Here is a 22,931-nt window from a genome sequence, read left to right on the forward strand (position 1 = left end):
CAGTGACAACAAATACAGCAGTAAACGCCCCAGTTTCCGCTCCAGTGTCAGCTCCCGCTGCGCTGGTGCTCGAAGACGGCCGCATTTTCCGCGGAAGCAGCTACGGCGCCACCGGAACCGCTCTCGGAGAAGCAGTCTTCGCCACCGGCATGACCGGCTACCAGGAAACCATCACTGACCCCTCCTACGCACACCAGCTTGTGGTCCAGACGGCGCCCCACATCGGCAACACCGGCGTTAACAGCGAGGACGCCGAGTCCCGCCGCATCTGGGTTGCGGGATACATTGTCCGCGACGCTGCCCGCCGGCCCTCCAACTGGCGCTCCGAGCGCTCACTGGACGACGAACTGGTGGAGCAGGGAATCGTGGGGATCCAGGGCGTGGACACCCGCGCGATCACCCGGCACCTGCGGGAGCACAAGACCATGCGCGCCGGCATCTTCTCCGGGGAGGCCGCCCAGGCCACGGACAAGGAACTGGTCGACGCCGTCCTGGCCAGCGCCCCCATGGAGGGCTCCCGGCTGGCCGAGGAAGTCAGCGTTGACGAGGCCTACGTGGTGGAGCCGAAGGACCACGGCTGGGAAGGCGACCCCCGCTTCACCATCGCGGCAATCGACCTTGGCATCAAGGCCATGACTCCTGTCCGCTTCGCCGAGCGCGGCGTCCGCGTCCACGTGCTGCCCGCCACCGCCACCCTGGACGACGTGAAGGCCGTCAACCCCGATGGCTTCTTTATGTCCAACGGCCCCGGCGACCCCGCCACAGCCGACGCGCAGGTCAAGCTGCTCCGCTCCGTCCTGGACGAGAAGCTGCCCTACTTCGGCATCTGCTTCGGCAACCAGATCCTGGGCCGCGCGCTGGGCTTCGGTACCTACAAGCTCCGCTACGGCCACCGCGGCATCAACCAGCCAGTCATGGACCGCCGCACCGGCAAGGTGGAGATCACCTCCCAGAACCACGGCTTTGCCGTGGACGCACCGCTCGACGGCGCCACGCAGGCTCCCGAGGAACGGTACGGACGCGTGGAGGTCAGCCACGTCAGCCTGAACGACGACGTCGTGGAAGGGCTCGCCTGCCTGGACATCCCCGCCTTCTCCGTGCAGTACCACCCCGAGGCTGCGGCCGGCCCGCACGACGCCGCCTACCTGTTCGACCGCTTCATCGAGCTGATGGAGGGCACCCGGGACGGCAGGACCGCCAACCTTTCCAAGGAGCCCGTGGACGCCGCGCACCCCGCCGGCGCGGCAACGCCGAATAATTCCGACAACAAGACTGAGGACAAGAAGTAATGCCGAAACGTACAGACCTCAAGAGCGTCCTCGTCATTGGTTCCGGCCCGATCGTCATCGGCCAGGCCGCCGAGTTCGACTACTCCGGGACCCAGGCGCTGCGCGTCCTCAAGGAAGAAGGCCTGCGGGTCATTCTGGTCAACTCGAACCCGGCCACCATCATGACCGACCCCGAGTTCGCCGACGCCACCTACATCGAACCCATCACCCCCGAGGTGGTGGAGAAGATCATCGCCAAGGAACGCCCGGACGCCGTCCTGCCTACCCTGGGCGGACAGACCGCGCTGAACACCGCCATCGCCCTGGATAAGAACGGTGTGCTCGAGAAGTACAACGTGGAACTCATCGGGGCCAACATCGCCGCCATTGAGCTCGGGGAGGACCGCGAAAAATTCAAGGGCGTGGTGGAGCGCTGCGGCGCCGAGTCCGCCCGCAGCCACATCATCCACACCATGGACGAGGCATTGAAAGCCGCCGAGGACCTCGGCTACCCCATGGTGGTCCGGCCCTCCTTCACCATGGGCGGCCTGGGCTCCGGCCTCGCCTACAACGAGGACGACCTCCGCCGCATCGTGGGCCAGGGCCTGCAGTACAGCCCCACCAGCGAGGTGCTGCTCGAAGAGAGCATCCTCGGCTGGAAGGAGTACGAGCTCGAGATGATGCGGGACAAGAACGACAACGTCGTGGTGGTCTGCTCCATCGAGAACTTCGATCCCGTAGGCGTCCACACCGGCGACTCCATCACGGTGGCGCCCGCCCTCACCCTCACCGACCGCGAATACCAGCGCCTGCGCGACATCTCCATCGCCGTCATTCGTGAAGTGGGCGTGGACACCGGCGGCTGCAATATCCAGTTCGCCATCGACCCCGCCACCGGCCGGGTGGTGGTCATCGAAATGAACCCCCGCGTCTCCCGTTCCTCGGCGCTGGCCTCCAAGGCCACCGGCTTTGCCATCGCCAAGATCGCCACCAAGCTCTCCCTGGGCTACACGCTGGACGAGATCCCCAACGACATCACGCAGAAGACCCCGGCGTCCTTCGAACCCACCCTGGACTACGTTGTGGTCAAGGTGCCGCGGTTCGCATTCGAGAAGTTCCCGGCCGCGGACAACACGCTGACCACCACCATGAAGTCGGTGGGTGAGGCCATGGCCATGGGCCGCAACTTCACCGAAGCGCTGCAGAAGGCCCTGCGCTCCCTGGAGCAGAAGGGCTCGCAGCTGGACTTCAGCTCCGTTCCCGAATGGGAAGTGCCGGAGCTCATCGAGAAGGCAAAGCGCCCCACCACCGAACGCCTGCACCAGGTGCAGCGCGCTCTCCTGGGCGGCGCGAGCGTGGAGGACCTCTTCGAGGCCACCAAGATCGATCCCTGGTTCCTGGACCAGCTCCAGCTGCTCAATGAGATCTCCCGCGAAATCCGCCAGGCCGGTGCGCTGACGGCTGACATGCTGAAGCGCGCCAAGCGCCACGGCTTCTCCGATGAGCAGATCGGTGCCCTCACGCACAACTCCGAGGCCGTGGTCCGCGGCGTCCGCCAGGCCCTGGGCATCCGTCCGGTCTACAAGACCGTGGACACCTGCGCGGCGGAATTCGCCGCCTACACGCCGTACCACTACTCGGCGTACGACGAGGAGGACGAGGTTGCGCTGCACTCCAAGCCGTCCATCCTGATCCTCGGTTCCGGCCCTAACCGGATCGGCCAGGGCATCGAGTTCGACTACTCCTGCGTCCACGCGTCCATGGCGCTGCGCAAGGCCGGGTACGAGACTGTGATGGTCAACTGCAACCCGGAGACCGTCTCCACCGACTACGACATTTCCACCCGCCTCTACTTCGAGCCCCTGACGCTCGAGGACGTGCTGGAGGTCATCGCGGCGGAGGAACGCACCGGCGGGGTCATGGGCGTCTTCGTCCAGCTCGGCGGCCAGACCCCGCTCAAGCTCGCACAGCAGTTGGCGGATGCCGGTGTCCCCATCCTCGGAACGTCCCCGGAGGCCATCGACCTCGCCGAGCACCGCGGCGCGTTCTCCCGCGTCCTGGACAAGGCGGGCCTGATCTCCCCGAAGAACGGCACTGCCGTGTCCTTCGAGGACGCCAAGAAGATCGCCGACGAAATCGGCTATCCGGTCCTGGTCCGCCCGTCCTACGTGCTGGGCGGCCGCGGCATGGAAATCGTCTACGACGAGCCCAACCTGTCCCGCTACATCGCCAACGCCACGGAGATCACCCCGGACCACCCGGTGCTGATCGACCGCTTCCTGGAGGACGCCGTCGAAATCGACGTCGACGCCCTCTTCGACGGCACCGACATGTACCTGGGCGGCATCATGGAGCACATCGAGGAAGCCGGCATCCACTCCGGCGACTCCGCCTGCGTCCTGCCGCCCATCACCCTGGGCACCAACGTGCTGGAGCGGGTGCGGACGGCGACGCGCGCCATCGCCGAAGGCGTGGGCGTCCGCGGTCTCATCAACATCCAGTTCGCCCTGGCCTCCGACGTCCTGTACGTCCTGGAGGCAAACCCCCGCGCGTCCCGCACCGTGCCGTTCGTCTCCAAGGCGACCGGTGTGCAGATGGCCAAAGCGGCTGCCCTGATCGGCACCGGCGTGACCATCGGACAGCTCCGCAGCGCCTACAAGATGCTGCCCGAGGTGGGCGACGGGTCCACGCTTCCCCTGGACGCGCCGGTGTCCGTCAAGGAGGCCGTCCTGCCGTTCAGCCGCTTCCGCACCCTGGAGGGCAAGGTGGTTGACTCCCTGCTCGGCCCCGAAATGCGCTCCACCGGCGAGGTCATGGGCATCGACAAGCACTTCGACACCGCGTTCGCCAAGAGCCAGGCAGCCGCGAACAACGCGCTGCCCACCGAGGGCAAGATCTTTGTCTCCGTGGCCAACCGCGACAAGCGCTCCGTGATCATGGGCGTGAAGCGGCTCTCCGACCTGGGCTTCGAAATCGTGTCCACCGGCGGCACCGCGGACGTCCTGCGCCGCAACGGCATCCAGGCCACCCCTGTCCGCAAGGTGGCAGAGGGCAGCAGCGCCGAGGGCGAAGGCACCATCGCAGACCTCGTCATCGCCGGCGAGATCGACATGGTCTTCAACACCCCGTCCGGCGGGGAGGCCCGCAGCGACGGCTACGAACTGCGGGCAGCGGCCACCTCCATCGGCATTCCCTGCATCACCACGGTGGCGGAGTTCAACGCCGCCGTGCAGGCCATCGAGGCGATGCGGACCTACGAATGGTCCGTCACCAGCCTGCAGGAGCACGCAGCCTCCTTGGCCGAATCCCAGAAGGCGGCTCTGCAGCGTGCTTGAGCAGGCAGTGCCGTCCGCTGACGCGCCAGGCCGGGAGTCTTTCGGCTCCCGGCTGGGTGCCGCCATGGCCGCCCGCGGCCCCCTGTGCGTGGGCATCGACCCGCACCCTGCCTTGCTGAAGAACTGGGGGCTGGACGACGACGCCGCCGGGCTGAGGCGCTTTTCGCTGACAGTTTTGGAGGCCGTGGGTTCCCTCGCTGCCGCCATCAAGCCCCAGGTGGCGCTGTACGAACGCCACGGCTCCGCCGGGATAACTGTCCTTGAAGAGCTTCTTGCCGAAGCCCGCGACGAGAAGGTACTCACCATCGCCGATGCCAAGCGCGGTGACATCGGCTCCACCATGGCGGCTTATGCCGACGCCTGGCTCCGGGACGATTCCCCCCTCGCGGCGGACTCGGTAACGCTTAGCCCCTACCTTGGCTTCGAGTCACTGCGCCCCGCACTGGACCTGGCAGCCGAGACCGGCCGTGGTGTGTTCGTCCTTGCACTCACGTCCAACCCCGAGGGCGCGTCCGTCCAGCACGTCGGGGGAGCGGACTCCGTGGCCCGCAGGATCACGCAGTCGGCTGCGGCCGAAAACCGCCGCTACCAGGGGAGCCTCGGCTCCGTAGGCCTGGTGGTGGGGGCAACCGTGGGGTCGGCCCTGTCCGAACTGGACCTTGACCTGGCCGCCGTGCGCGGACCGCTCCTGGCCCCGGGCCTTGGAGCGCAGGGGGCCACGCCTGCCGACCTCCGCACCACGTTCGGCGCCGCCTACCCGCAGGTCCTCGGCACCTCGAGCAGGGACATCCTGTCCGCCGGGCCGGAGCAGCGCGGCCTGCGGGACGCGGCGCAACGGACCCTGGACGGACTCCGCGGCGAATAGTGGTCCGTTTCAGCGGATGCATTGATTCGGGCAGCACCAAAGGGTAGTTTCAGGACAGGTCCAAGGGCGGTCGCCCCTGGACCCGTCCACCGAATCCGGGGGTGTGCACCATGGTCCTGCGGCCGTTATCCGCATCGGAACGGGCTGAGGCCCTGAACAAGGCAGCAGCAGCCAGGGCCACCCGTGCGGCGGCCAAGGAAAGCCTCAAGAACGGCGAGAGGTCTGCCGCGGACATCATCAGCTCCGCGCTGCAGGACGAGGCCCTGGCACGCATGAGGGTCTCCGAACTCCTTGAGGCGCTTCCCGGCATCGGCAAGGTGCGGGCCGCGGCGATCATGGACCAGTTGGGGATAGCGGCGTCCCGCAGGGTCCGCGGCCTGGGCATCCACCAGCGCCGCGCGCTGGTAGATTTTATAGACGAGAGTTAGGGCGGGCCGAAGCCCGCCCACCCCAAACCCCGGCAAAGGAATACGTGAGCAAGAAACCTGGACTGACAGTCCTCGCTGGTCCGACGGCTGTTGGCAAAGGCACCGTGTCCACTTACATCCGCGACAACTATCCCGAGGTGTGGCTGTCCGTGTCCGCCACCACCCGCGCGCCCCGTCCCGGCGAACAGGACGGCGTCCACTACTTCTTCAAGTCCAAGGAGGAGTTCGAGCAGCTTGTCGCTGACGGCGAGCTCCTGGAATGGGCCGTGGTCCATGGGCAGAACACGTATGGGACCCTGAAAAGCACCGTGGACCAGGCCATCGCCGAGGGCCGGTCCGTGCTCCTGGAAATCGACCTGCAGGGTGCCCGGCAGGTGAAGGCCGCCGTTCCGGATGCGCAGTTTGTCTTCCTGGCCCCGCCCAGCTGGGACGAAATGGTCCGCCGGCTGGTGGGCCGCGGCACGGAAACCCCGGAGGAACAGCAGCGCCGGCTGGAAACCGCTAAACTGGAACTTGCTGCTGAACCGGAGTTCGACTACACCGTCATCAATGACGACGTTCGCCGGGCAGCGGACGAGCTTGTTTCACTCATGGGGCTGACCCCGCACCCGCATGGAGCGCCGGAACCGTCAGCCCGCTAGAACTTTGGAGAATTCGTGTCCACGAACCTTGAAGGCATCATCAACCCGCCGATCGATTCGCTGCTCGAGGCAGCCGATTCCAAGTACGGCCTGGTGATTTTCGGTGCCAAGCGTGCTCGTCAGATCAACGCTTACTACGCCCAGCTGCACGAGGGCCTTTTCGAATACGTCGGCCCGCTGGTTGACACCAAGCTGAACGAGAAGTCGCTGTCGATCGCCCTGCGCGAGATCAACGAAGGCAAGCTGGTTTCCACGCCGATCGAAGCTGCAGAGTAAAACTGCCGCCGAACTGACTTGCTGTTGACGGAGGTCACGTGCGCATAGTCCTCGGAGTCGGGGGAGGGATTGCCGCCTACAAGGTGGCATCGCTCCTCCGGCTTTTTACTGAAGCCGGCCACAACGTCACGGTGATCCCCACCGAGGCGTCCACCCGGTTTGTTGGCACTGCCACGTGGGAGGCGCTGTCCGGAAATCCGGTCAGCAACAGCGTCTTCGACGACGTACACCAGGTCAACCACGTCCGGCTGGGCCACGAGGCTGACCTGATCGTCATCGCCCCGGCCACCGCTGACCTCCTGGCCAAGGCAGCCACCGGACAGGCCGGGGACCTGCTGACCAACACCCTGCTGATGGCCCGCGGCCCTGTCCTGTTCGCCCCCGCCATGCACACTGAAATGTGGCAGCACGCGGCAACCCGGGCCAACGTCGAAACGTTGCGCAGCCGTGGTGCGGCCGTCCTCGAACCCGCCAGCGGCAGGCTTACGGGCGCCGATTCCGGGCCGGGCAGGCTCCCCGAACCGGAAGCCATTTTTAACGCCGCCATGGCCCTGGTGCAGGGGCAGTCGGATTTCCAGCTGCCGCTGGCCGGACGCACCGTCACCATCAGCGCCGGCGGAACCCGCGAACCCCTGGATCCGGTGCGCTTCCTTGGCAACAGGTCATCCGGGAAGCAGGGAGTCGCCTTGGCGGTCGCAGCCCGCAACGCCGGCGCAACCGTCCGCCTGCTGGCGGCACACATGGACGTTGCCCCGCCGGCCGGCGTCGAGGTTGTGCCCGTGGAGACGGCCCTCCAGCTGCGGGAAGCCGCCCTTGCTGCGGCAGCTGACTCCGACGTCGTCATCATGTCCGCGGCGGTTGCCGATTTCCGGCCCGCGGCCGTCTCCGACACCAAGATCAAGAAGCGTGACGACCGGGACGATCCCGTCATCACGCTGGTCCGCAACCCGGACATCCTGCACGAACTTGTGGAACTCCGGAACAGTGCCGCCCCGGGCGGGCGGCAGCAGCTGATTGTCGGATTCGCAGCCGAGACCGGGGACAGCGACGGTGACGTCCTGGCGCATGCCCGGGCGAAGCTGCAGCGCAAGGGCTGCGACCTCCTGGTGGTCAACCACGTGGGAACGGACAAGGTCTTCGGGCAGGACACCAATTCGGTGGTCATCCTGGCCCGCTCCGGCTCCGAACCACAGGAGGCGTCCGGGACCAAAGCGGAGGTTTCGGCAGCCATCATCGGCCGGATCTCCGGTGAACTGAATTCCGTTTCGCCCCGCGCCTGAGTGTTTCAGGCCACGTTTGCTTAGCACGAAGACATCTCCTGATGTCTCCTGGCGGGTGTCCGTATTCCAACCAGTAAGGTAGTTGAGTGACTTTACCGCTGCACCTTCCCCACACGTCCGGGGCCACGCCCAACGCGCTTCGGCTCTTCACTTCCGAGTCGGTTACCGAGGGCCATCCGGACAAGATCTGCGACCAGATCAGTGACGCCATCCTTGATGCGCTGCTGGCTGCGGACCCGGAATCGCGGGTAGCGGTTGAAACCATGGCCACCACAGGCCTGGTCCACGTTGCAGGCGAGGTCACCACTGATGCCTACGTCGAGATCCCCCAGATCGTGCGCGAGACCATCCTGGGCATCGGCTACGATTCCTCAGCCAACGGATTCGACGGCGCCCGCTGCGGCGTGTCCGTGTCCATCGGCCAGCAGTCCAACGACATTGCCGGCGGCGTGTTCAACTCGCTGGAAGCCCGCGAAGGACGGCAGGAGGACGACTACGACCTCCAGGGCGCCGGCGACCAGGGCCTGATGTTCGGCTACGCCAGCGACGAAACCCCGTCCTACATGCCACTGCCCATCTGGCTTGCGCACCGGCTGTCCGAGCGGCTCACCGAAGTCCGCAAATCGGGCGAACTGGCCTACCTCCGCCCGGACGGCAAGACCCAGGTGACGGTCGGCTACGACAAGGATGTCCCGGTCTCCGTAGAAACCGTGGTCATCAGCAGCCAGCACGCCGAAGGCGCAAGCCTGGACCAGCTCCGCGCGGACCTCGCCGCCGTCGTCATCAAGCCGGTGCTGGCAGGGGCCAACCTCGACCTCTCCCGGGTCCGCAACATCCTGAACCCGGCCGGCGAGTTCGTCATCGGCGGCCCCGTTGGTGATGCCGGCCTGACCGGGCGCAAGATCATCGTTGACACCTACGGCGGCATGGCGCGGCACGGCGGCGGCGCCTTCTCGGGCAAGGACCCGTCCAAGGTTGACCGCTCGGCCGCCTACGCCATGCGCTGGGTTGCCAAGAACGTGGTTGCCGCAGGGCTGGCCAAGCGTGCTGAAATCCAGATCGCGTACGCCATCGGCCAGGCCCGTCCGGTGGGCACCTACGTTGAAACGTTCGGCACGGAAACGGTTGACCCGGCCCGCATCAGTGCCGCCATCGCGGAGATCTTCGACCTGCGCCCCCGGGCCATCATCGACGCACTGGACCTGAAGCGACCCATCTACGCCAAGACCGCGGCGCACGGACACTTTGGCCGCGATGAGCCGGACTTCACCTGGGAGCGCCTGGACCGCGTGGACGACCTTAAGGCGTTCTTCAACGCCTAGGCCCCGCACCGCCGGACTGGCAGCCTGTAACTTCGCCTGCATCTCGGCCTCCGGCAACATGTCAGTGCCCTGTGCTTGGCTGGGCTTGTCAATCAGGGAGCCGAAGGGAGGTTAGTGCCATCGCTGCTGACAATCCTGTCCAGCCGTCCCTGGACGTCCCCGGCGCCGTGCAGCCCTCACTCCTGCAGGGCTTTCCGTCCACCGCCCGGCCCGCCGGCCCGCAACTGGCCAGGCACCTGCCCGTAGCCCGGGTGCTGGTGGAATCCTCCCTGCCGCACCTAGACCGGCTCTTCGATTACGGGATTCCGGACACCCTCGACCATGCCGCCATGCCGGGTGTCAGGGTCAAGGTCAAGTTCAACGGCCAGGACCTCAGCGGTTTCCTGATGGAACGCGTTGCCGCGTCCGACGCCGGACACACCCTGGTGCCGCTGGCCAAGGTTGTGTCCCCGGTGTCCGTGCTGACGCCCGCTGTGCGGGAACTGGTTGCTTCCGTCGCCGCACGCTACGCCGGCACGGTCAGCGACGTCCTCCGGGTCGCCGTCCCGCCCCGGGTCGCGAAACTGGAAAAGGAGTTCGTCGCGGAGGGACCGGACGCGCCCGCAGCGCCGGAACAGGCAGAGCAGCGGGACGCCACACAGGTTCAAACCGGTGCCGCACCGGCCAACCTGCCGGGTGCCTGGGCGGCCTATCACAACGGCCAGGCCTTCCTCCACCACCTGGCCGGGGGCGGTTCCCCGAGGGCCGTACTGAACCCGCTGCAGGGATACGGCCCGGCGGGATGGCCCCGGCTATTGGCGGAAGCCGTGGCCGCTGCGTACGCTTCAGGGCGCGGCGCGGTGGTGGTGGTGCCCGATTACCGCGACCTTGACCGCCTTGAAGAGGCGCTCCACGGCCTGCTGCCCGAAGACGCCGTTGCCCGGCTGGCGGCCGACGACGGTCCCACCCCGCGCTACCGCAATTTCCTTCGGCTCCTGGCGGGGACCGCCCGGGTTGCCATCGGCACCAGGTCGGCAGCTTTTGCCCCGGTCCGGGACCTGGGCCTGGTGGCCTGCTGGGACGACGGCGATGACCTCCACATCGAGCAGCGCGCCCCGTATGCGCACGCCCGCGAGGTGCTGCTCCTGCGGGCCGAACAGGAAGATGCCGCCTGCCTCCTTGCAGGCCACTCCCGAAGCACGGAAGCCCAGCGGCTGGTAGAAGCGGGCTGGGCACGTGCTGTCGAGGCCGGCCGCCCTGAGGTCCGGAGGACCGTCCCGCGCATCGTCAACACTGCTGACAGCTTCGAGCAGGAGCGGGATCCGCTGGCCAGGATTGCCCGCCTTCCCGGCGCCGCATGGCGGGCCGCCAAGGAGGGGCTGGAACGCGGACCGGTCCTGGTCCAGGTGGCCCGGGCCGGTTACGCACCGTCGCTGGCCTGTGAAATGTGCCGCGAGCCGGCGCGCTGCGGCAGCTGCCAGGGACCACTGGCTGTGGCAGGCGCCAGCGGCACGTCCGCCATGCCCCAATGCCGCTGGTGCTCCACCCCGGCGCCGGACTGGCACTGCGTGCACTGCGGCGGCAGGCGCCTGCGCAAGGGTGCCACCGGAGTCATCAGGACAGCTGAGGAACTCGGCCGCGCCTTTCCGGGGAAGACCGTCGTTACTTCCTCGGGAGACCAGGTAAAGGCTGTGGTGGGTCCGGGCAAGGCGCTGGTGGTGGCAACGGTGGGTGCCGAACCGGTAGCGGACGGGGGATACGCGGCTGCACTGCTCCTGGACGGTGATTCACTGCTGCGCCGGGAGACGCTGCGCGCCGGCGAGGATACCGTACGGCGGTGGTTCAATGCCGCCGCGCTGGTGCGTCCCGCGGCGGACGGCGGGCTGGTGGTGGTCACGGCCGCGGATACAGCTGCCGTGGGTGCACTGCTTCGCTGGGATCCCGCCGGTTATGCGGAGCGGGAACTTTCCCTGCGGATGGAACTGCAGCTTCCCCCCGCGGTCCGTATTGCCTCCGTCACCGGGCCGCGCGCCGCCGTCGAACATTACACCGGTGCCGTGGCAGCGGAACTTGCCTCCGGGGGGATCACCTTGCGGGCCGCCGGACCCGCACCCGTGGTGCTCAGCGGTCCGCCGTCGCCCCGCCGTTCAGCGGAGGATGTGCGCACCCTGCTCTTCTTCCCCTATGGACAGGCTCCGGCCGTCACCCGCGTCCTGAGGGTCACCAGGGCTGCGGTCGCTGCGAAACGCTCCAGCGAACCCTTCCAGCTCCGGTTGGACGGCATCGACGTCCTTTAGGGGCCGTCCTCTACCGCCGGCGCCGGACCATGATCTCGTGTGCCACATCCACCAGCTGGCGGGCCGACTCGTCCCAGGTGAACTCCCGTGCACGCGCAACGCAGCGCCGCGACAATTCCTCCCAGTGCCCATTGTCCTGGAGCGTGTGCACGGCATGGGCGAAATGTTCGGGGGACTCCGGGTCAACGTAGAGGGCGGCGTCCCCGCCTACTTCCCGGAAGATGGGGATGTCGCTGGCAATAATTGGGGTGCCGAGCGCCATGGCCTCCACCAGGGGAAGACCGTAGCCTTCAGCCCGGGACAGGCTGACCAGCGCCGCAGCCGAGCGAAGAAACGCGTGATACTCCTCGTCAGTAACGCCGTTGTGGAACACCACGTGCGCCCCTGGAGGAACCAGTCGTTCCAGTTCCGCGCGGCGTTGGGGTGTGATGCGGCTGAGCAGGTGGAGCGTGTAGCCGGGCAGGCCCGCCATACCCGACACCATGGTTTCCACGTTTTTGTACGGCATGAAAGAGCCCATGTACACGAGCGCGCGGTCTGCACCGGCGTCAGCGGCCCGGGGCCCGTGCTCCTGCTCCGGCTGGGGGGCATTGCTGATGATCCGCACGGGACGGCGGGTCAGCCGGTACTTTGCGATCAGCGCTTCAGTGGTGCGGCTGATCGTGGCCACGGTGTCGGCCCGGTTGAGGAGCAGGCGCTGGGGCCAAAAAGCCTTGTGGTACAGCCGCCACAAGAGCCGTACCGGTGCGGGCAGGAACCCCGGCGGGGCGGGGTGTTCGTAATAGATGAGGTCGTGGAGCGTCAGGACCAGGCCGTACTTGCGGCCCCAGGTGCCCATCGTCTGCATCGGGCACACCACCACGTCAGCGCCCAGCCTGTTAATGGTGCGCGCCACAAAAAGTTCCCTCGGCGACAACGGGCTGCTGATCAGCGTGTAGGGAACATCCGGGAGCAGTGGGAGCTGCCGGAGGTCCGAGACAAGCATCGAAACGTCCGCGATCTTCGCGGTGGCTGCGATCAGGCTTGCCCCGTAGCGGCTGATGCCGTCGTGGTGGTCGGTCCGGGTAAAACGTGCGTCGATGACAATCTTCACGCGGGGTGGTCCTTAAGGAAGCTGCGGATGAACGAGGCTGCCGGTTCGGGGGTTTCGTAATGGATCAGGTGTCCGACGCCGGGAATCACCTTGAGTTCGCCGTCCGGCAGCAGCGCAGCCAGTCGGCGCTGGTCGGGTAGCACTGCGATCTCGTCCTTTTCGCCGGCGATCAGCAGCACCGGAAGGGTGAGCCGGCCGGCCACCTCGGCCACGTGGCTGCTGACCGACGCGGTAAAGGACTCAAGGAGGCTGTCACGGCTGGCAAAAGCGCTGAAGTAGGCGTTGTGCTGATCGTGGATGAAACGGCGCAGGTCCCTGTCGGCCGTCTTGGCCATGGTTTCGCTCATGACCCGGACAATCAGCGGGCTCCGCAGCAAAGCCAGTCCCAGCTGCCGGGGAAGGCGCGCGGCAAGCCGGTAGTAGAGGACCGCGAGCCGGGTCATCACACCCTTCGGACCCTCGAGGGCCGGTGCGGCGATCGGGTTGATGAGGATCAACGGATTGACGGTTCCCGGATGGTCGGCCACGAAGTGCGCGGCAATGATGGAGCCGAAGGAATGGCCCAGCAGGACCGTGTCCGGGCCCAGTCCGAGGGCTGCCATGAATCCGGTGATGAATGAGCCGTACCGCTCCACCGAATGCCGGCCGGACGTGAACGCTTCCGAGTCGCCGAAGCCGGGCAGGTCCGGCATGATGATGCGCATGTCGGGAAGCTGGTCCGCCACGCGCAGGAGTCCGTGATGGTCTCCGCGGAAGCCATGGATCACCAGGATGGTCCGCGTTTCCGGGCCGGCATGCAGCGGTTCGTAGGTCCAGAAGGCAACCTTGCCGCCGTCGATCTCCACCGACGAGGACGACGTGCGGGCGGCAAGTCCATGGCTGAAGTAGGCAGGCGAGGCAGGCCGGGGGTGTGCTGTGGTCATCTGTGCGGCCTTAGTTGACGTGGTCGGGGTGCGAGCCGGTGCGATGCCCCCGGTCGAGCCCTGCCAACGCAGTCATGTCCCGGTCCGAGAGTTCGAAGTCGAAGATTTTGAGGTTTTCCCGGATGCGGCCCTCGGTGCTGGCCTTGGGGATGGCGATGTTGCCCAGTTGCATGTGCCAGCGCAGGATCACCTGGGCCGCGGTCTTGCCGTGTTCAGCGGCGCAGGCGTGGACCACGGGATCTGCGAGGACCTGGCCGCGGCCCAGGGGGCTCCAGGCCTCCGTCCTGATGCCCAGCCCGTCATGCAGCGTGCGCAGTTCCGCCTGCTGCAGCCATGGGTGCAGCTCGATCTGGTTGACGGCAGGAACCACCTCTGCCGTTTGGAGCAGCCGGTCAAGATGGTACGGCTGGAAGTTGCAGACGCCGATGGCCCGGACTTTCCCTTCCCGGTACAGGGTCTCCAGGGCCCGGTACGTATCGGGAAAAAGCCCGCGCCTGGCGCAGGGCCAGTGGATGAGGTACATGTCCACGTAATCGAGGCCAAGGTTGACCATGGAGTCGTCGAAGGCCCGCAGCGTGGCGTCGTAGCCGTGATGGTCGTTCCACACCTTGGTGGTGACGAACACGTCCTCCCTGGACAAGGCCGGGAAAAGTTCACCCGACCCGCCGCTGCCGGCATCCCCGCCCAGCTGGGAACTGATCCCGCGGGCCACGCCGGTTTCGTTGCCGTACATGGCGGCGGTGTCGAAATGGCGGTAGCCGGCGGCGAGCGCGGTGGCAACGAGCCCTTCCGCGTCCGCGGCCGGGACCTTGTACAGTCCAAAGCCGAGTTGGTGGATCAGCACGCCGTTGTTCAGGCTGAGCCGCGGTGAGGTTCTCATAGCCACGACTCTACCCATTAGCCCCCGGGAGGCCCTCGTAATCCACCAGGCGCCGCGCTGTGGACTCATCCAGGATCAGGTCGGTGGCCAGGCCGGCGGCGAGGGCGCCGCGTAGCCCCTTGATCTTGGACACCCCGGACACCACGCAGATCCTCCGCCGGACCTGACGCAGTTCTGCCAAGGCCGGGCCCGTGGATCTTTCGTTGAGGATGATTCCGTCGGAGGATCCGTCGCCCCGGAAAAAGACGGTGGCAACGTCACCCACCACGTCGGACGTGGCCAGGATATTGAGGTCCATCTCGTCCAGATACCCCCCGGCGTAGACGTGGCTGGGGTAGTCCGCATCCACGGAGCCCACACCGAAGATGGCGATACTCATCTTCGCCTGGAGTTCCAGGATCCGTTGCACGCTGCGCTCATTCCACATTGCGGTTTTTGTGGCGGCATGATCAAAAAAGGCCGGTACTGGGAACTGTTCCACCCTGGCCCCGTAGGCGCTTCCGAACCTCCGCATGATGTCGCTGGCGTACGTGATGCCGGTGGTGTGCATGTTGCCCGCGCCGTTCAACTGCACGATGACACTGTCGTGGGTGATCTTGCGGGTGAGGTGGCGGCTGACGGCGCTCAGGGTGGATCCCCAGGCCACCCCGATGATTGCATTGGAGTCCACCACGGGCCCGATGGTGCGCGCGGCCTGCATGGCCACGCGGTCCAGCGTTTCGGCTTCATTCAGTGTTTCCAGGACCGGCACCACGTGGACGTCCACGCCGTAGCGCTGCCGGATCCGGCCTTCAAGCTCCGGGCCGGTGTCCAGTGGATTGCGGATCTGGATCTGCACCAGACCGGATTCGCGTGCAGAGGACAGGAGCCGGGACACGGTGGATCTGGAGGTCCGGAGTTCGCGGGCTATCGCATCCATGGTCAGGTCCTGCAGGTAATACATTTGTGCAGCCCGCAGCGCGTCAGAGTGCCTTGATGGGTCCATTTCCACTCCCTCGTGCACGTTTGTGCATAGTGCTTGACTCCATTTTCCATTAGTCCAAACAATAGTGGAGAACGGCGGGCCCGCCCAATGGGTTGCCCGCGCCACACAAAGCCCAAGGGAGTCGTTTTGGGACCCAAGGATTCAGCCGGCCGACCTTCTGCAACACCTGCGGAGAAGCAGGGAGCTGAGCGCAGTTCCGTCCACCATCTGCGGCGCCGCCCGCATGCAAAGGTGCTGGTGGTAGGCGGCGGCATCAACGGTGTAGGAACTTTCCGTGACCTCGCGCTGCAGGGCGTGGATGTTGCCCTCGTGGAACGCGGCGACTACTGCCAGGGAGCCAGCGGCGCCTCCTCCCACATGATCCACGGCGGCATTCGCTACCTCGAAAACGGCGAATTCCGTCTGGTCCAGGAGTCAGTGGTGGAGCGAAACCGGCTGCTCCGCATCGCTCCGCACTACGTGAAGCCGCTGCAGACCACCATCCCGATCTTCAGCACGTTTTCCGGCGTGCTGTCCGCACCCCTGCGCTTCCTGACGCACAAGCAGCAGGGCAAGCCCAAGGAACGCGGGGCCTTCCTTATCAAGCTCGGCCTCAGCCTCTACGATTCGTTCTCCCGCGACGGCGGCACGGTCCCGCGGCACCAGTTCCGCAGCGGCCGGCGGGCCCGCGCGGAACTGCCCGCACTCCGCCCGGACGTCAAGTACACCGCCACCTACTTTGACGCGTCCGTGCACAACCCGGAGCGCCTGACCCTGGACGTCCTCCAGGACGGGGAGAAGGCCGGCCGCGCGGCCGTCGGCGAAGGCAATGCCCAGGGCTACACGGCCCGTGCCAGCAATTACGTTTCACTGCAGTCCATGACAGGCAAGCCCAACCCGGGCACCGGCAGGGGAAGCACCGTCCGGCTGCGGGACGAACTCACGGGCGAAGAATTCGACTTCACTGCAGACGTCATTGTGAACACCACCGGCGCCTGGGTGGACCTCACCAACGAAGCAATGGGAACTGCCTCCACCTTCATGGGCGGCACCAAGGGCTCCCACATTGTGCTGGACAACCCTGCGCTCCTGGAAGCCTGCCGCGGCCGGGAAATCTTCTTCGAACACACGGACGGGCGGATCGTCCTGATCTACCCCATGGGGGACCGGGTCCTGGTGGGCACCACTGATGTGGACGCAGACATGGCAGAGGATGCCGTCTGCACGGATGAGGAAATCGAGTATTTCTTCGAGTTGATCGGGCACGTCTTCCCGGACCTGCCTGTCACGCGTGAACAGATCGTCTACACCTTTTCAGGAGTGCGGCCGCTGCCACGCCACGATGCCACCCAGCCGGGCTTTGTTTCCCGCGACTACCGCATCGAGCGCCGCGAACCCGTCCAGGACGGAAACGGAAAGGGCGCCGTAGTGCTGAGCCTGGTAGGCGGCAAGTGGACCACCTTCCGGGCCCTTGCCGAACACATGACCAACGACGTGCTGGCCGAGATCGGAATGGGACGCAAAGTCTCCACCGCACAGCTTCCCATCGGCGGCGGCGCAGGCTTTCCCGCTGATGAGCCCGGCGTGCAGAAATGGATCAAGGCGCACATGGCCTCCGGCCGTGACGCCGACCGTACCGCGGTACTCCTGACCAGGTACGGGACCCGTGCCCAGGATGTCATGGAGTACCTCGATGCCGGACCCGACAGGCTGCTGCACTCCACCCGCGAACTGAGCGTGCGTGAACTTGAGTTCATGGCGGCCCACGAGCAGGTGGGGCACCTGGTGGACGTCCTCATCCGCCGGACCTCCCTGGCATTCAGGGGCCTGGTGACGGGCGAACTGCTGAACGAAGTGGCAGATGTGCTGGCGGTTCCCCTTGGCTGGAACGCCGCGGTCCGGGCGGCAGAGATCAAGCACGCGCAGGACGTGCTGCAAAGGTTCCACCGTGTAGAAACCCACAGCCTGGTCGCCTAGCACCAGGCTGCCGGCCGGGGCGGCAACCCGCCCCGGCCCACGGTCCTTCAACCCGCGAAGGACCTCCATCAGAAAATAAGGAGTCAAAGATGTCTCTTGGAATAGTTTTCCTTTCCGAAGTATTCGGAACGGCGATGCTCACCCTGCTGGGTTGCGGCGTCGTCGCCAACGTTGCCCTACGTGGGACAAAGGGCAACAGCGGTGGGTTCCTGATGGTCACCTGGGGATGGGGCATCGCTGTATTCGCCGGCGTCTTCGTTGCCGCGAAATCCGGTGCCCACCTGAATCCCGCCGTAACCCTAGGGCTGCTGGTCAACGGAAAAACCGAATACGCGCCGGACGTGCCCGTGGACTTCGCCTCGACGCTGACGTACTTCGGTGGCGAACTGGTGGGCGCATTCCTCGGTGCCGTGGTGTGCTGGCTGGCGTACAAGCAGCACTTTGACGCGGAGCCCGAGGTTGCCAGCAAGCTCGGCGTCTTCTCAACCGGGCCCGCCATCCGGTCCACCCCCTGGAACCTGGTCACCGAGATCATCGGCACCTTCGTCCTGGTATTCGTCATCCTTACCTTCGGCGGAACCCCCTCGGGCCTGGGCCCGCTGGCCGTCGCACTGCTCGTCGTCGGCATCGGCGTGTCCCTCGGCGGCCCCACCGGTTACGCCATCAACCCGGCCCGCGACCTCGGTCCCCGCATTGCCCACGCCCTGCTGCCCATCAAGGGCAAGGGTTCCAGCGACTGGGGCTACTCCTGGATCCCGGTGGTGGGCCCGCTGGTAGGCGGCGCCCTTGCCGGCATCGTGGCCAACCTCGCGCCGATCATCGTTACCGCCGCAGCCTGACCCACTAACAAACACTGCCAACGCATTGATACAGACAAGGACGTCCATCATGAACCAGTACGTAATCGCCATCGACCAGGGAACCACCAGCAGCCGGGCCATCATCTTCGACCACAGCGGGAGCATCGTGTCCTCGGGCCAGATGGAACACGAACAGATCTTCCCGCAGGCCGGCTGGGTGGAGCACAACCCCGCCGAAATCTGGAACAACACCCGGGAGGTCATTGCCTCCGCACTGTCCAAGGCGAACCTGACACGGCACGACATTGCCGCCGTCGGCATTACCAACCAGCGCGAAACTGCCGTGGTGTGGGACAAGACCACCGGTGAGGCCGTCTACAACGCCATCGTTTGGCAGGACACCCGCACGCAGGACATTGTGGACCAACTCGCCAAGGACGGCGGCCCGGACCGTTTCAAGCAAAAAGTGGGGCTGCCGCTGGCCACCTACTTCTCCGGTACCAAGATCAAATGGATCCTCGACAACGTGGAGGGCGCCCGCGCCAGGGCCGAAGCCGGAGACCTGGTGTTCGGCAACACCGACTCCTGGGTCCTGTGGAACCTGACCGGCGGCGTCAACGGCGGAGTCCACGTCACCGACGTCACGAACGCCTCCCGCACACTGTTCATGGACCTGGAAACCCTGCAATGGGACGACGAGATCCTTGGCATTTTCGGTGTTCCCCGGACCATGATGCCGGAGATCAAGTCCTCGTCGGAGGTGTACGGCACCGTGCACACCTCACAGCTCCTGCGGGAAGTTCCCGTTGCGGGCATCCTCGGCGACCAGCAGGCGGCCACGTTCGGCCAGGCTGCCTTCGAGGCCGGCGAGGCCAAGAACACGTACGGCACGGGCTGCTTCCTGATCTTCAACACCGGAGAGGAGATTGTTCATTCCAAGAACGGGCTGCTGACGACTGTGGGCTACAAGCTCGGCGATGCTGCGCCGCACTACGCCCTGGAAGGCTCCATCGCCGTCACCGGCTCGCTCATCCAGTGGCTGCGGGACAACCTGGGAATGATCAGCAGCGCGCCCGAAGTGGAAACCCTCGCCGCGTCCGTGAAGGACAACGGCGGCGTGTACATCGTGCCCGCCTTCTCCGGCCTCTTTGCACCGTACTGGCGCTCGGATGCCCGCGGCGCGATCGTTGGGCTGACCCGGTTCGTGAACAAGAACCACATCGCCCGCGCCGCGCTGGAAGCCACCGCCTTCCAAACCCGGGAGGTGCTGGACGCCGTGAACGCGGACTCGGGCGTTCCGCTCACCGAACTTAAGGTCGACGGCGGCATGGTGGCCAATGATGCGCTGATGCAGTTCCAGGCGGACATCCTGGGCGTTCCTGTGATCCGGCCGAAGGTTGTGGAAACCACCGCCCTCGGTGCGGCCTACGCGGCCGGCCTGGCCGTCGGGTTCTGGAAGGACCTGGGGGAGTGCTCGGCCAACTGGTCCGAGGACAAGCGCTGGGAGCCGCAGATGGACCAGGCCGAGCAGGACCGCCAGCTGCGCCTGTGGAAGAAGGCCGTCACCAAGTCCATGGATTGGGTCGACGAGGACGTGAAGTAGCCCAGAGCTGCCCCCAAGAGGGGCCGGTGACTCCCGCCCGCCCGCTTCGCGGTGCCCACCACACCATGGCGGGGAGTCACCGGCCCCTCTCCCGTTTAACTGCCACCTCAGCCGCTTGTTTGCGACGTGGTGCTGTATGGGTGCGCTAAAGTGGTTGCATGCGTACGATCCTTCTGCTTAGCCAGCCGCCCGGTATCCGAAACAACGGATAGCGTGCGGCAGCCCCTCCATGGCGAGGGGCTTTTGTGTGTCCGGGAGCATTTCCCGGTGGCAGCAGGGGGATCAGGCCGTTATGGCAGCACAGATGCCGTAACAGAAACAGAAGAGGGCAGCAGTGGGCGTTCAGCCGGAGACAGAGACCGGAACAGCAGCAACAGTGTCAGCGGACGTGCCCGAGGAGGGCACCTACAGCTTCGCGGCGATGGAGGCCAAATGGCCGCAGGTGTGGGAGGACCTCAAGGTCTTCACACCCGTCGATGACGGGACGCGCGAGCGCCGCTACGTGCTGGACATGTTCCCCTACCCGTCCGGTGACCTGCACATGGGCCACGCGGAAGCGTTCGCCATGGGCGACGTCGTGGCCCGCTACCTGCGCCAGAAGGGCTACGACGTCCTCCACCCGATTGGTTGGGACTCCTTTGGCCTGCCCGCCGAAAACGCCGCCATCAAGCGCAATGCCCACCCCAGCGAGTGGACCTACGCCAACATCGACACCCAGGCGGCGTCCTTCAAGCGCTACGCCATCTCTGCTGACTGGTCCCGGCGGCTGCACACCTCGGACCCCGAGTACTACCGGTGGACGCAGTGGCTGTTCAAGCGGTTCTACGAGCGCGGCCTGGCCTACCGGAAGAACTCCCCGGTCAACTGGTGCCCCAAGGACCAGACCGTCCTGGCCAACGAACAGGTTGTCAACGGGGCCTGCGAGCGGTGCGGCACCACCGTCACCAAGAAGTCCCTCAACCAGTGGTATTTCAAGATCACCGAGTACGCGGACCGCCTGCTCGATGACATGGAGCAGCTGCGGGGGCATTGGCCCGAGCGCGTGCTGGCCATGCAGAAGAACTGGATCGGACGGTCCGAGGGCGCGCACGTCAACTTTGTGATCGAGGCCGACGGCGGCAGGCCCGCCAAGGAGGTCACGGTCTTCACCACCCGCCCGGACACGCTGTACGGCGCAACGTTCTTTGTGGTGGCCGCAGACGCCCCGCTCGCCGTCGAACTCGTCACCGACGAGCACGCCGCAGCCCTGGACGACTACCGCGAACAGGTCAAGGCGCTCTCCGAAATCGAACGACAGTCCACCGAACGCGAAAAGACCGGCGTCTTCACCGGCCGGTACGCCGTCAACCCCCTGAACGGCGAGAAGCTGCCGGTCTGGGCAGCGGACTACGTCCTGGCCGACTACGGCACCGGTGCCATCATGGCTGTGCCCGCCCACGACCAGCGCGACCTGGACTTCGCCCGGAAGTTCGACCTGTCCGTGCGGGCCGTCCTGGATACGGGCGAGGAAGACCCCGCAGTATCCGGCACCGCGACGGCAGGGGAGGGGACCCTGATCAACTCCGGCAACCTCGACGGCCTGCCCAAGTCCGAAGCCATCCCGGCCGCGATCGCCATGCTGGAGCAGCAGGGCACGGGCGAAAAGTTCGTCAACTTCCGGCTGCGGGACTGGCTGCTGAGCCGCCAGCGGTTCTGGGGTACCCCCATCCCGATCATCCACTGCCCGTCCTGCGGCGAGGTTCCCGTCCCGGACGAGCAGCTGCCCGTCACCCTGCCGTCCGACCTGCGCGGTGAGGACCTCTCGCCGAAGGGCACCTCGCCCCTGGCCGCGGCCGAGGCGTGGGTCAACGTAGAGTGCCCCACCTGCCACGGCCCGGCCAAGCGTGATACGGACACCATGGACACCTTTGTGGACTCGTCCTGGTACTTCCTCCGCTTCGTCTCCCCGCACTACACCGAGGGTCCCTTCGATCCGCAGAAGATCAACGACTGGATGCCGGTGGGCCAGTACGTGGGCGGCGTGGAGCACGCCATCCTCCACCTGCTGTACGCCCGGTTCTTCACCAAGGTCATCAACGACCTCGGCCTGATCGAGGCCAACGAGCCCTTCACCGCACTGCTCAACCAGGGCCAGGTCCTCAACGGCGGCAAAGCGATGAGCAAATCGCTGGGCAATGGCGTGGACCTCGGTGAGCAGCTGGACAAGTACGGCGTGGACGCCGTGCGCCTGACCATGATCTTCGCCTCCCCTCCGGAGGACGACGTCGACTGGGCGGACGTCTCGCCGTCGGGCTCGGCAAAGTTCCTGGCCCGCGCCTGGCGCCTCGCCCAGGATGTGGCCAGCGGACCCGGCGTCGACGTCACCACCGGCGACCGTGCCCTGCGCTCCGTGACGCACCGGACCATTGCCGACGCCGCCGAACTCCTGGACGCCAACAAGTTCAACGTGGTGGTGGCCAAGCTGATGGAACTGGTTAACGCCACCCGCAAGGCCATCGACGCAGGGGCGGGCGGAACCGACCCGGCAGTCCGTGAGGCGGCCGAGGCGGTTGCCGTGATCCTGAGCCTGTTCGCCCCGTACACGGCCGAGGACATGTGGAACGTGTTGGGGCACCCCGCCTCGGTGGCCAATGCGGGCTGGCCGGCACACGACGAGTCCCTGCTGGTGCAGGACACCGTCACCGCCGTCGTCCAGGTCCAGGGGAAGGTGCGTGACAGGCTGGAGGTTCCCCCCTCCGTGACCGAGGACGAGCTCCGGGAGCTGGCGCTGGCCTCAGAGAATGTCCAGCGCGCCCTTGACGGCCGCGGCATCCGCACCGTCATCGTCCGCGCCCCTAAACTGGTCAACATCGTCCCGGCCTAGGCCGGACCAGGCCGCCGGTATCCTCCGGCGGCCTGCTGTGACCCCAGGAGGCCCCCTTGCCGGCAGCCGTTCGGCGGCTGGAAGAAGTCAGCCGTAGGTGCAGGAACCAAGGCCGGCGGACCCAACTACCTGGCAGG

General features: G+C 66.3%; 17 protein-coding genes. 13 read left to right on the forward strand and 4 right to left on the reverse strand.

The window, feature by feature from the left end; genetic code table 11:
* Positions 1-2: 2 nt before the first annotated feature.
* The 9 genes from carA to ACKAE7_RS11990 all read left to right on the forward strand — a co-directional run bounded on the left by carA (position 3) and on the right by ACKAE7_RS11990 (position 11,691).
* Positions 3-1,289, forward strand: a complete 1,287-nt coding sequence (gene carA / locus ACKAE7_RS11950) for a glutamine-hydrolyzing carbamoyl-phosphate synthase small subunit (RefSeq protein ID WP_408979282.1) — start codon at positions 3-5, stop codon at positions 1,287-1,289.
* Positions 1,289-4,603 (forward strand): carbamoyl-phosphate synthase large subunit, encoded by a 3,315-nt coding sequence (carB, locus tag ACKAE7_RS11955; protein ID WP_188808846.1) that lies wholly within the window; start codon positions 1,289-1,291, stop codon positions 4,601-4,603. The genes carA and carB overlap by 1 nt, the downstream gene beginning before the upstream one ends.
* On the forward strand, positions 4,596-5,468 hold the full coding sequence (gene pyrF / locus ACKAE7_RS11960; RefSeq protein ID WP_188808847.1) for an orotidine-5'-phosphate decarboxylase: 873 nt from the start codon (positions 4,596-4,598) through the stop codon (positions 5,466-5,468). The genes carB and pyrF overlap by 8 nt, the downstream gene beginning before the upstream one ends.
* A gap of 110 nt (positions 5,469-5,578) precedes the next feature.
* Complete coding sequence (gene mihF / locus ACKAE7_RS11965) at positions 5,579-5,896, forward strand: integration host factor, actinobacterial type (protein WP_174174766.1); 318 nt, start codon at positions 5,579-5,581, stop codon at positions 5,894-5,896.
* Between the two features lie 44 nt (positions 5,897-5,940).
* Complete coding sequence (gene gmk / locus ACKAE7_RS11970) at positions 5,941-6,537, forward strand: guanylate kinase (RefSeq protein ID WP_104185918.1); 597 nt, start codon at positions 5,941-5,943, stop codon at positions 6,535-6,537.
* Positions 6,538-6,552: 15 nt separating this feature from the next.
* A complete protein-coding gene (rpoZ, locus tag ACKAE7_RS11975; RefSeq protein ID WP_003800778.1) occupies positions 6,553-6,813 on the forward strand; it encodes a DNA-directed RNA polymerase subunit omega in 261 nt (86 codons plus the stop codon).
* Positions 6,814-6,851: 38 nt separating this feature from the next.
* Positions 6,852-8,093 carry a bifunctional phosphopantothenoylcysteine decarboxylase/phosphopantothenate--cysteine ligase CoaBC gene (gene coaBC, locus ACKAE7_RS11980; protein WP_408979283.1) on the forward strand — a complete coding sequence of 414 codons (1,242 nt, stop codon included), beginning with the start codon at positions 6,852-6,854 and terminating at the stop codon, positions 8,091-8,093.
* An 86-nt stretch (positions 8,094-8,179) separates the two neighbouring features.
* Positions 8,180-9,415, forward strand: a complete 1,236-nt coding sequence (metK, locus tag ACKAE7_RS11985) for a methionine adenosyltransferase (RefSeq protein ID WP_188808850.1) — start codon at positions 8,180-8,182, stop codon at positions 9,413-9,415.
* A 167-nt stretch (positions 9,416-9,582) separates the two neighbouring features.
* A complete protein-coding gene (locus ACKAE7_RS11990; protein WP_408979284.1) occupies positions 9,583-11,691 on the forward strand; it encodes a primosomal protein N' in 2,109 nt (702 codons plus the stop codon).
* A gap of 10 nt (positions 11,692-11,701) precedes the next feature.
* Here ACKAE7_RS11990 and ACKAE7_RS11995 read toward each other — a convergent pair whose 3' ends face one another.
* The 4 genes from ACKAE7_RS11995 to ACKAE7_RS12010 are packed head-to-tail and all read right to left on the reverse strand — an operon-like array spanning position 11,702 to position 15,572.
* Positions 11,702-12,784: a glycosyltransferase family 4 protein gene (locus tag ACKAE7_RS11995; RefSeq protein WP_408979285.1), complete on the reverse strand. Its 1,083-nt coding sequence runs from the start codon at positions 12,782-12,784 to the stop codon at positions 11,702-11,704.
* On the reverse strand, positions 12,781-13,707 hold the full coding sequence (locus ACKAE7_RS12000) for an alpha/beta fold hydrolase (protein ID WP_408979286.1): 927 nt from the start codon (positions 13,705-13,707) through the stop codon (positions 12,781-12,783). The genes ACKAE7_RS11995 and ACKAE7_RS12000 overlap by 4 nt, the downstream gene beginning before the upstream one ends.
* A gap of 10 nt (positions 13,708-13,717) precedes the next feature.
* Positions 13,718-14,587: an aldo/keto reductase gene (locus ACKAE7_RS12005; RefSeq protein ID WP_408979287.1), complete on the reverse strand. Its 870-nt coding sequence runs from the start codon at positions 14,585-14,587 to the stop codon at positions 13,718-13,720.
* Between the two features lie 10 nt (positions 14,588-14,597).
* Positions 14,598-15,572: a sugar-binding domain-containing protein gene (locus tag ACKAE7_RS12010; protein ID WP_190612496.1), complete on the reverse strand. Its 975-nt coding sequence runs from the start codon at positions 15,570-15,572 to the stop codon at positions 14,598-14,600.
* Between the two features lie 87 nt (positions 15,573-15,659).
* Between ACKAE7_RS12010 and ACKAE7_RS12015 the strand changes: the two genes are divergently transcribed.
* The 4 genes from ACKAE7_RS12015 to leuS all read left to right on the forward strand — a co-directional run bounded on the left by ACKAE7_RS12015 (position 15,660) and on the right by leuS (position 22,794).
* Entirely contained in the window at positions 15,660-17,528 is a 1,869-nt protein-coding gene (locus tag ACKAE7_RS12015; RefSeq protein ID WP_408979288.1) for a glycerol-3-phosphate dehydrogenase/oxidase, read from the forward strand.
* Between the two features lie 89 nt (positions 17,529-17,617).
* A complete protein-coding gene (locus tag ACKAE7_RS12020) occupies positions 17,618-18,367 on the forward strand; it encodes an MIP/aquaporin family protein (protein WP_104185910.1) in 750 nt (249 codons plus the stop codon).
* Between the two features lie 49 nt (positions 18,368-18,416).
* On the forward strand, positions 18,417-19,931 hold the full coding sequence (gene glpK, locus ACKAE7_RS12025) for a glycerol kinase GlpK (RefSeq protein WP_174174340.1): 1,515 nt from the start codon (positions 18,417-18,419) through the stop codon (positions 19,929-19,931).
* 334 nt (positions 19,932-20,265) lie between these two features.
* Positions 20,266-22,794 carry a leucine--tRNA ligase gene (leuS, locus tag ACKAE7_RS12030; RefSeq protein WP_408979289.1) on the forward strand — a complete coding sequence of 843 codons (2,529 nt, stop codon included), beginning with the start codon at positions 20,266-20,268 and terminating at the stop codon, positions 22,792-22,794.
* Positions 22,795-22,931: the final 137 nt, after the last annotated feature.

This window comes from Pseudarthrobacter sp. NKDBFgelt (assembly GCF_046097905.1).
Taxonomy (GTDB): domain Bacteria; phylum Actinomycetota; class Actinomycetes; order Actinomycetales; family Micrococcaceae; genus Arthrobacter; species Arthrobacter polychromogenes.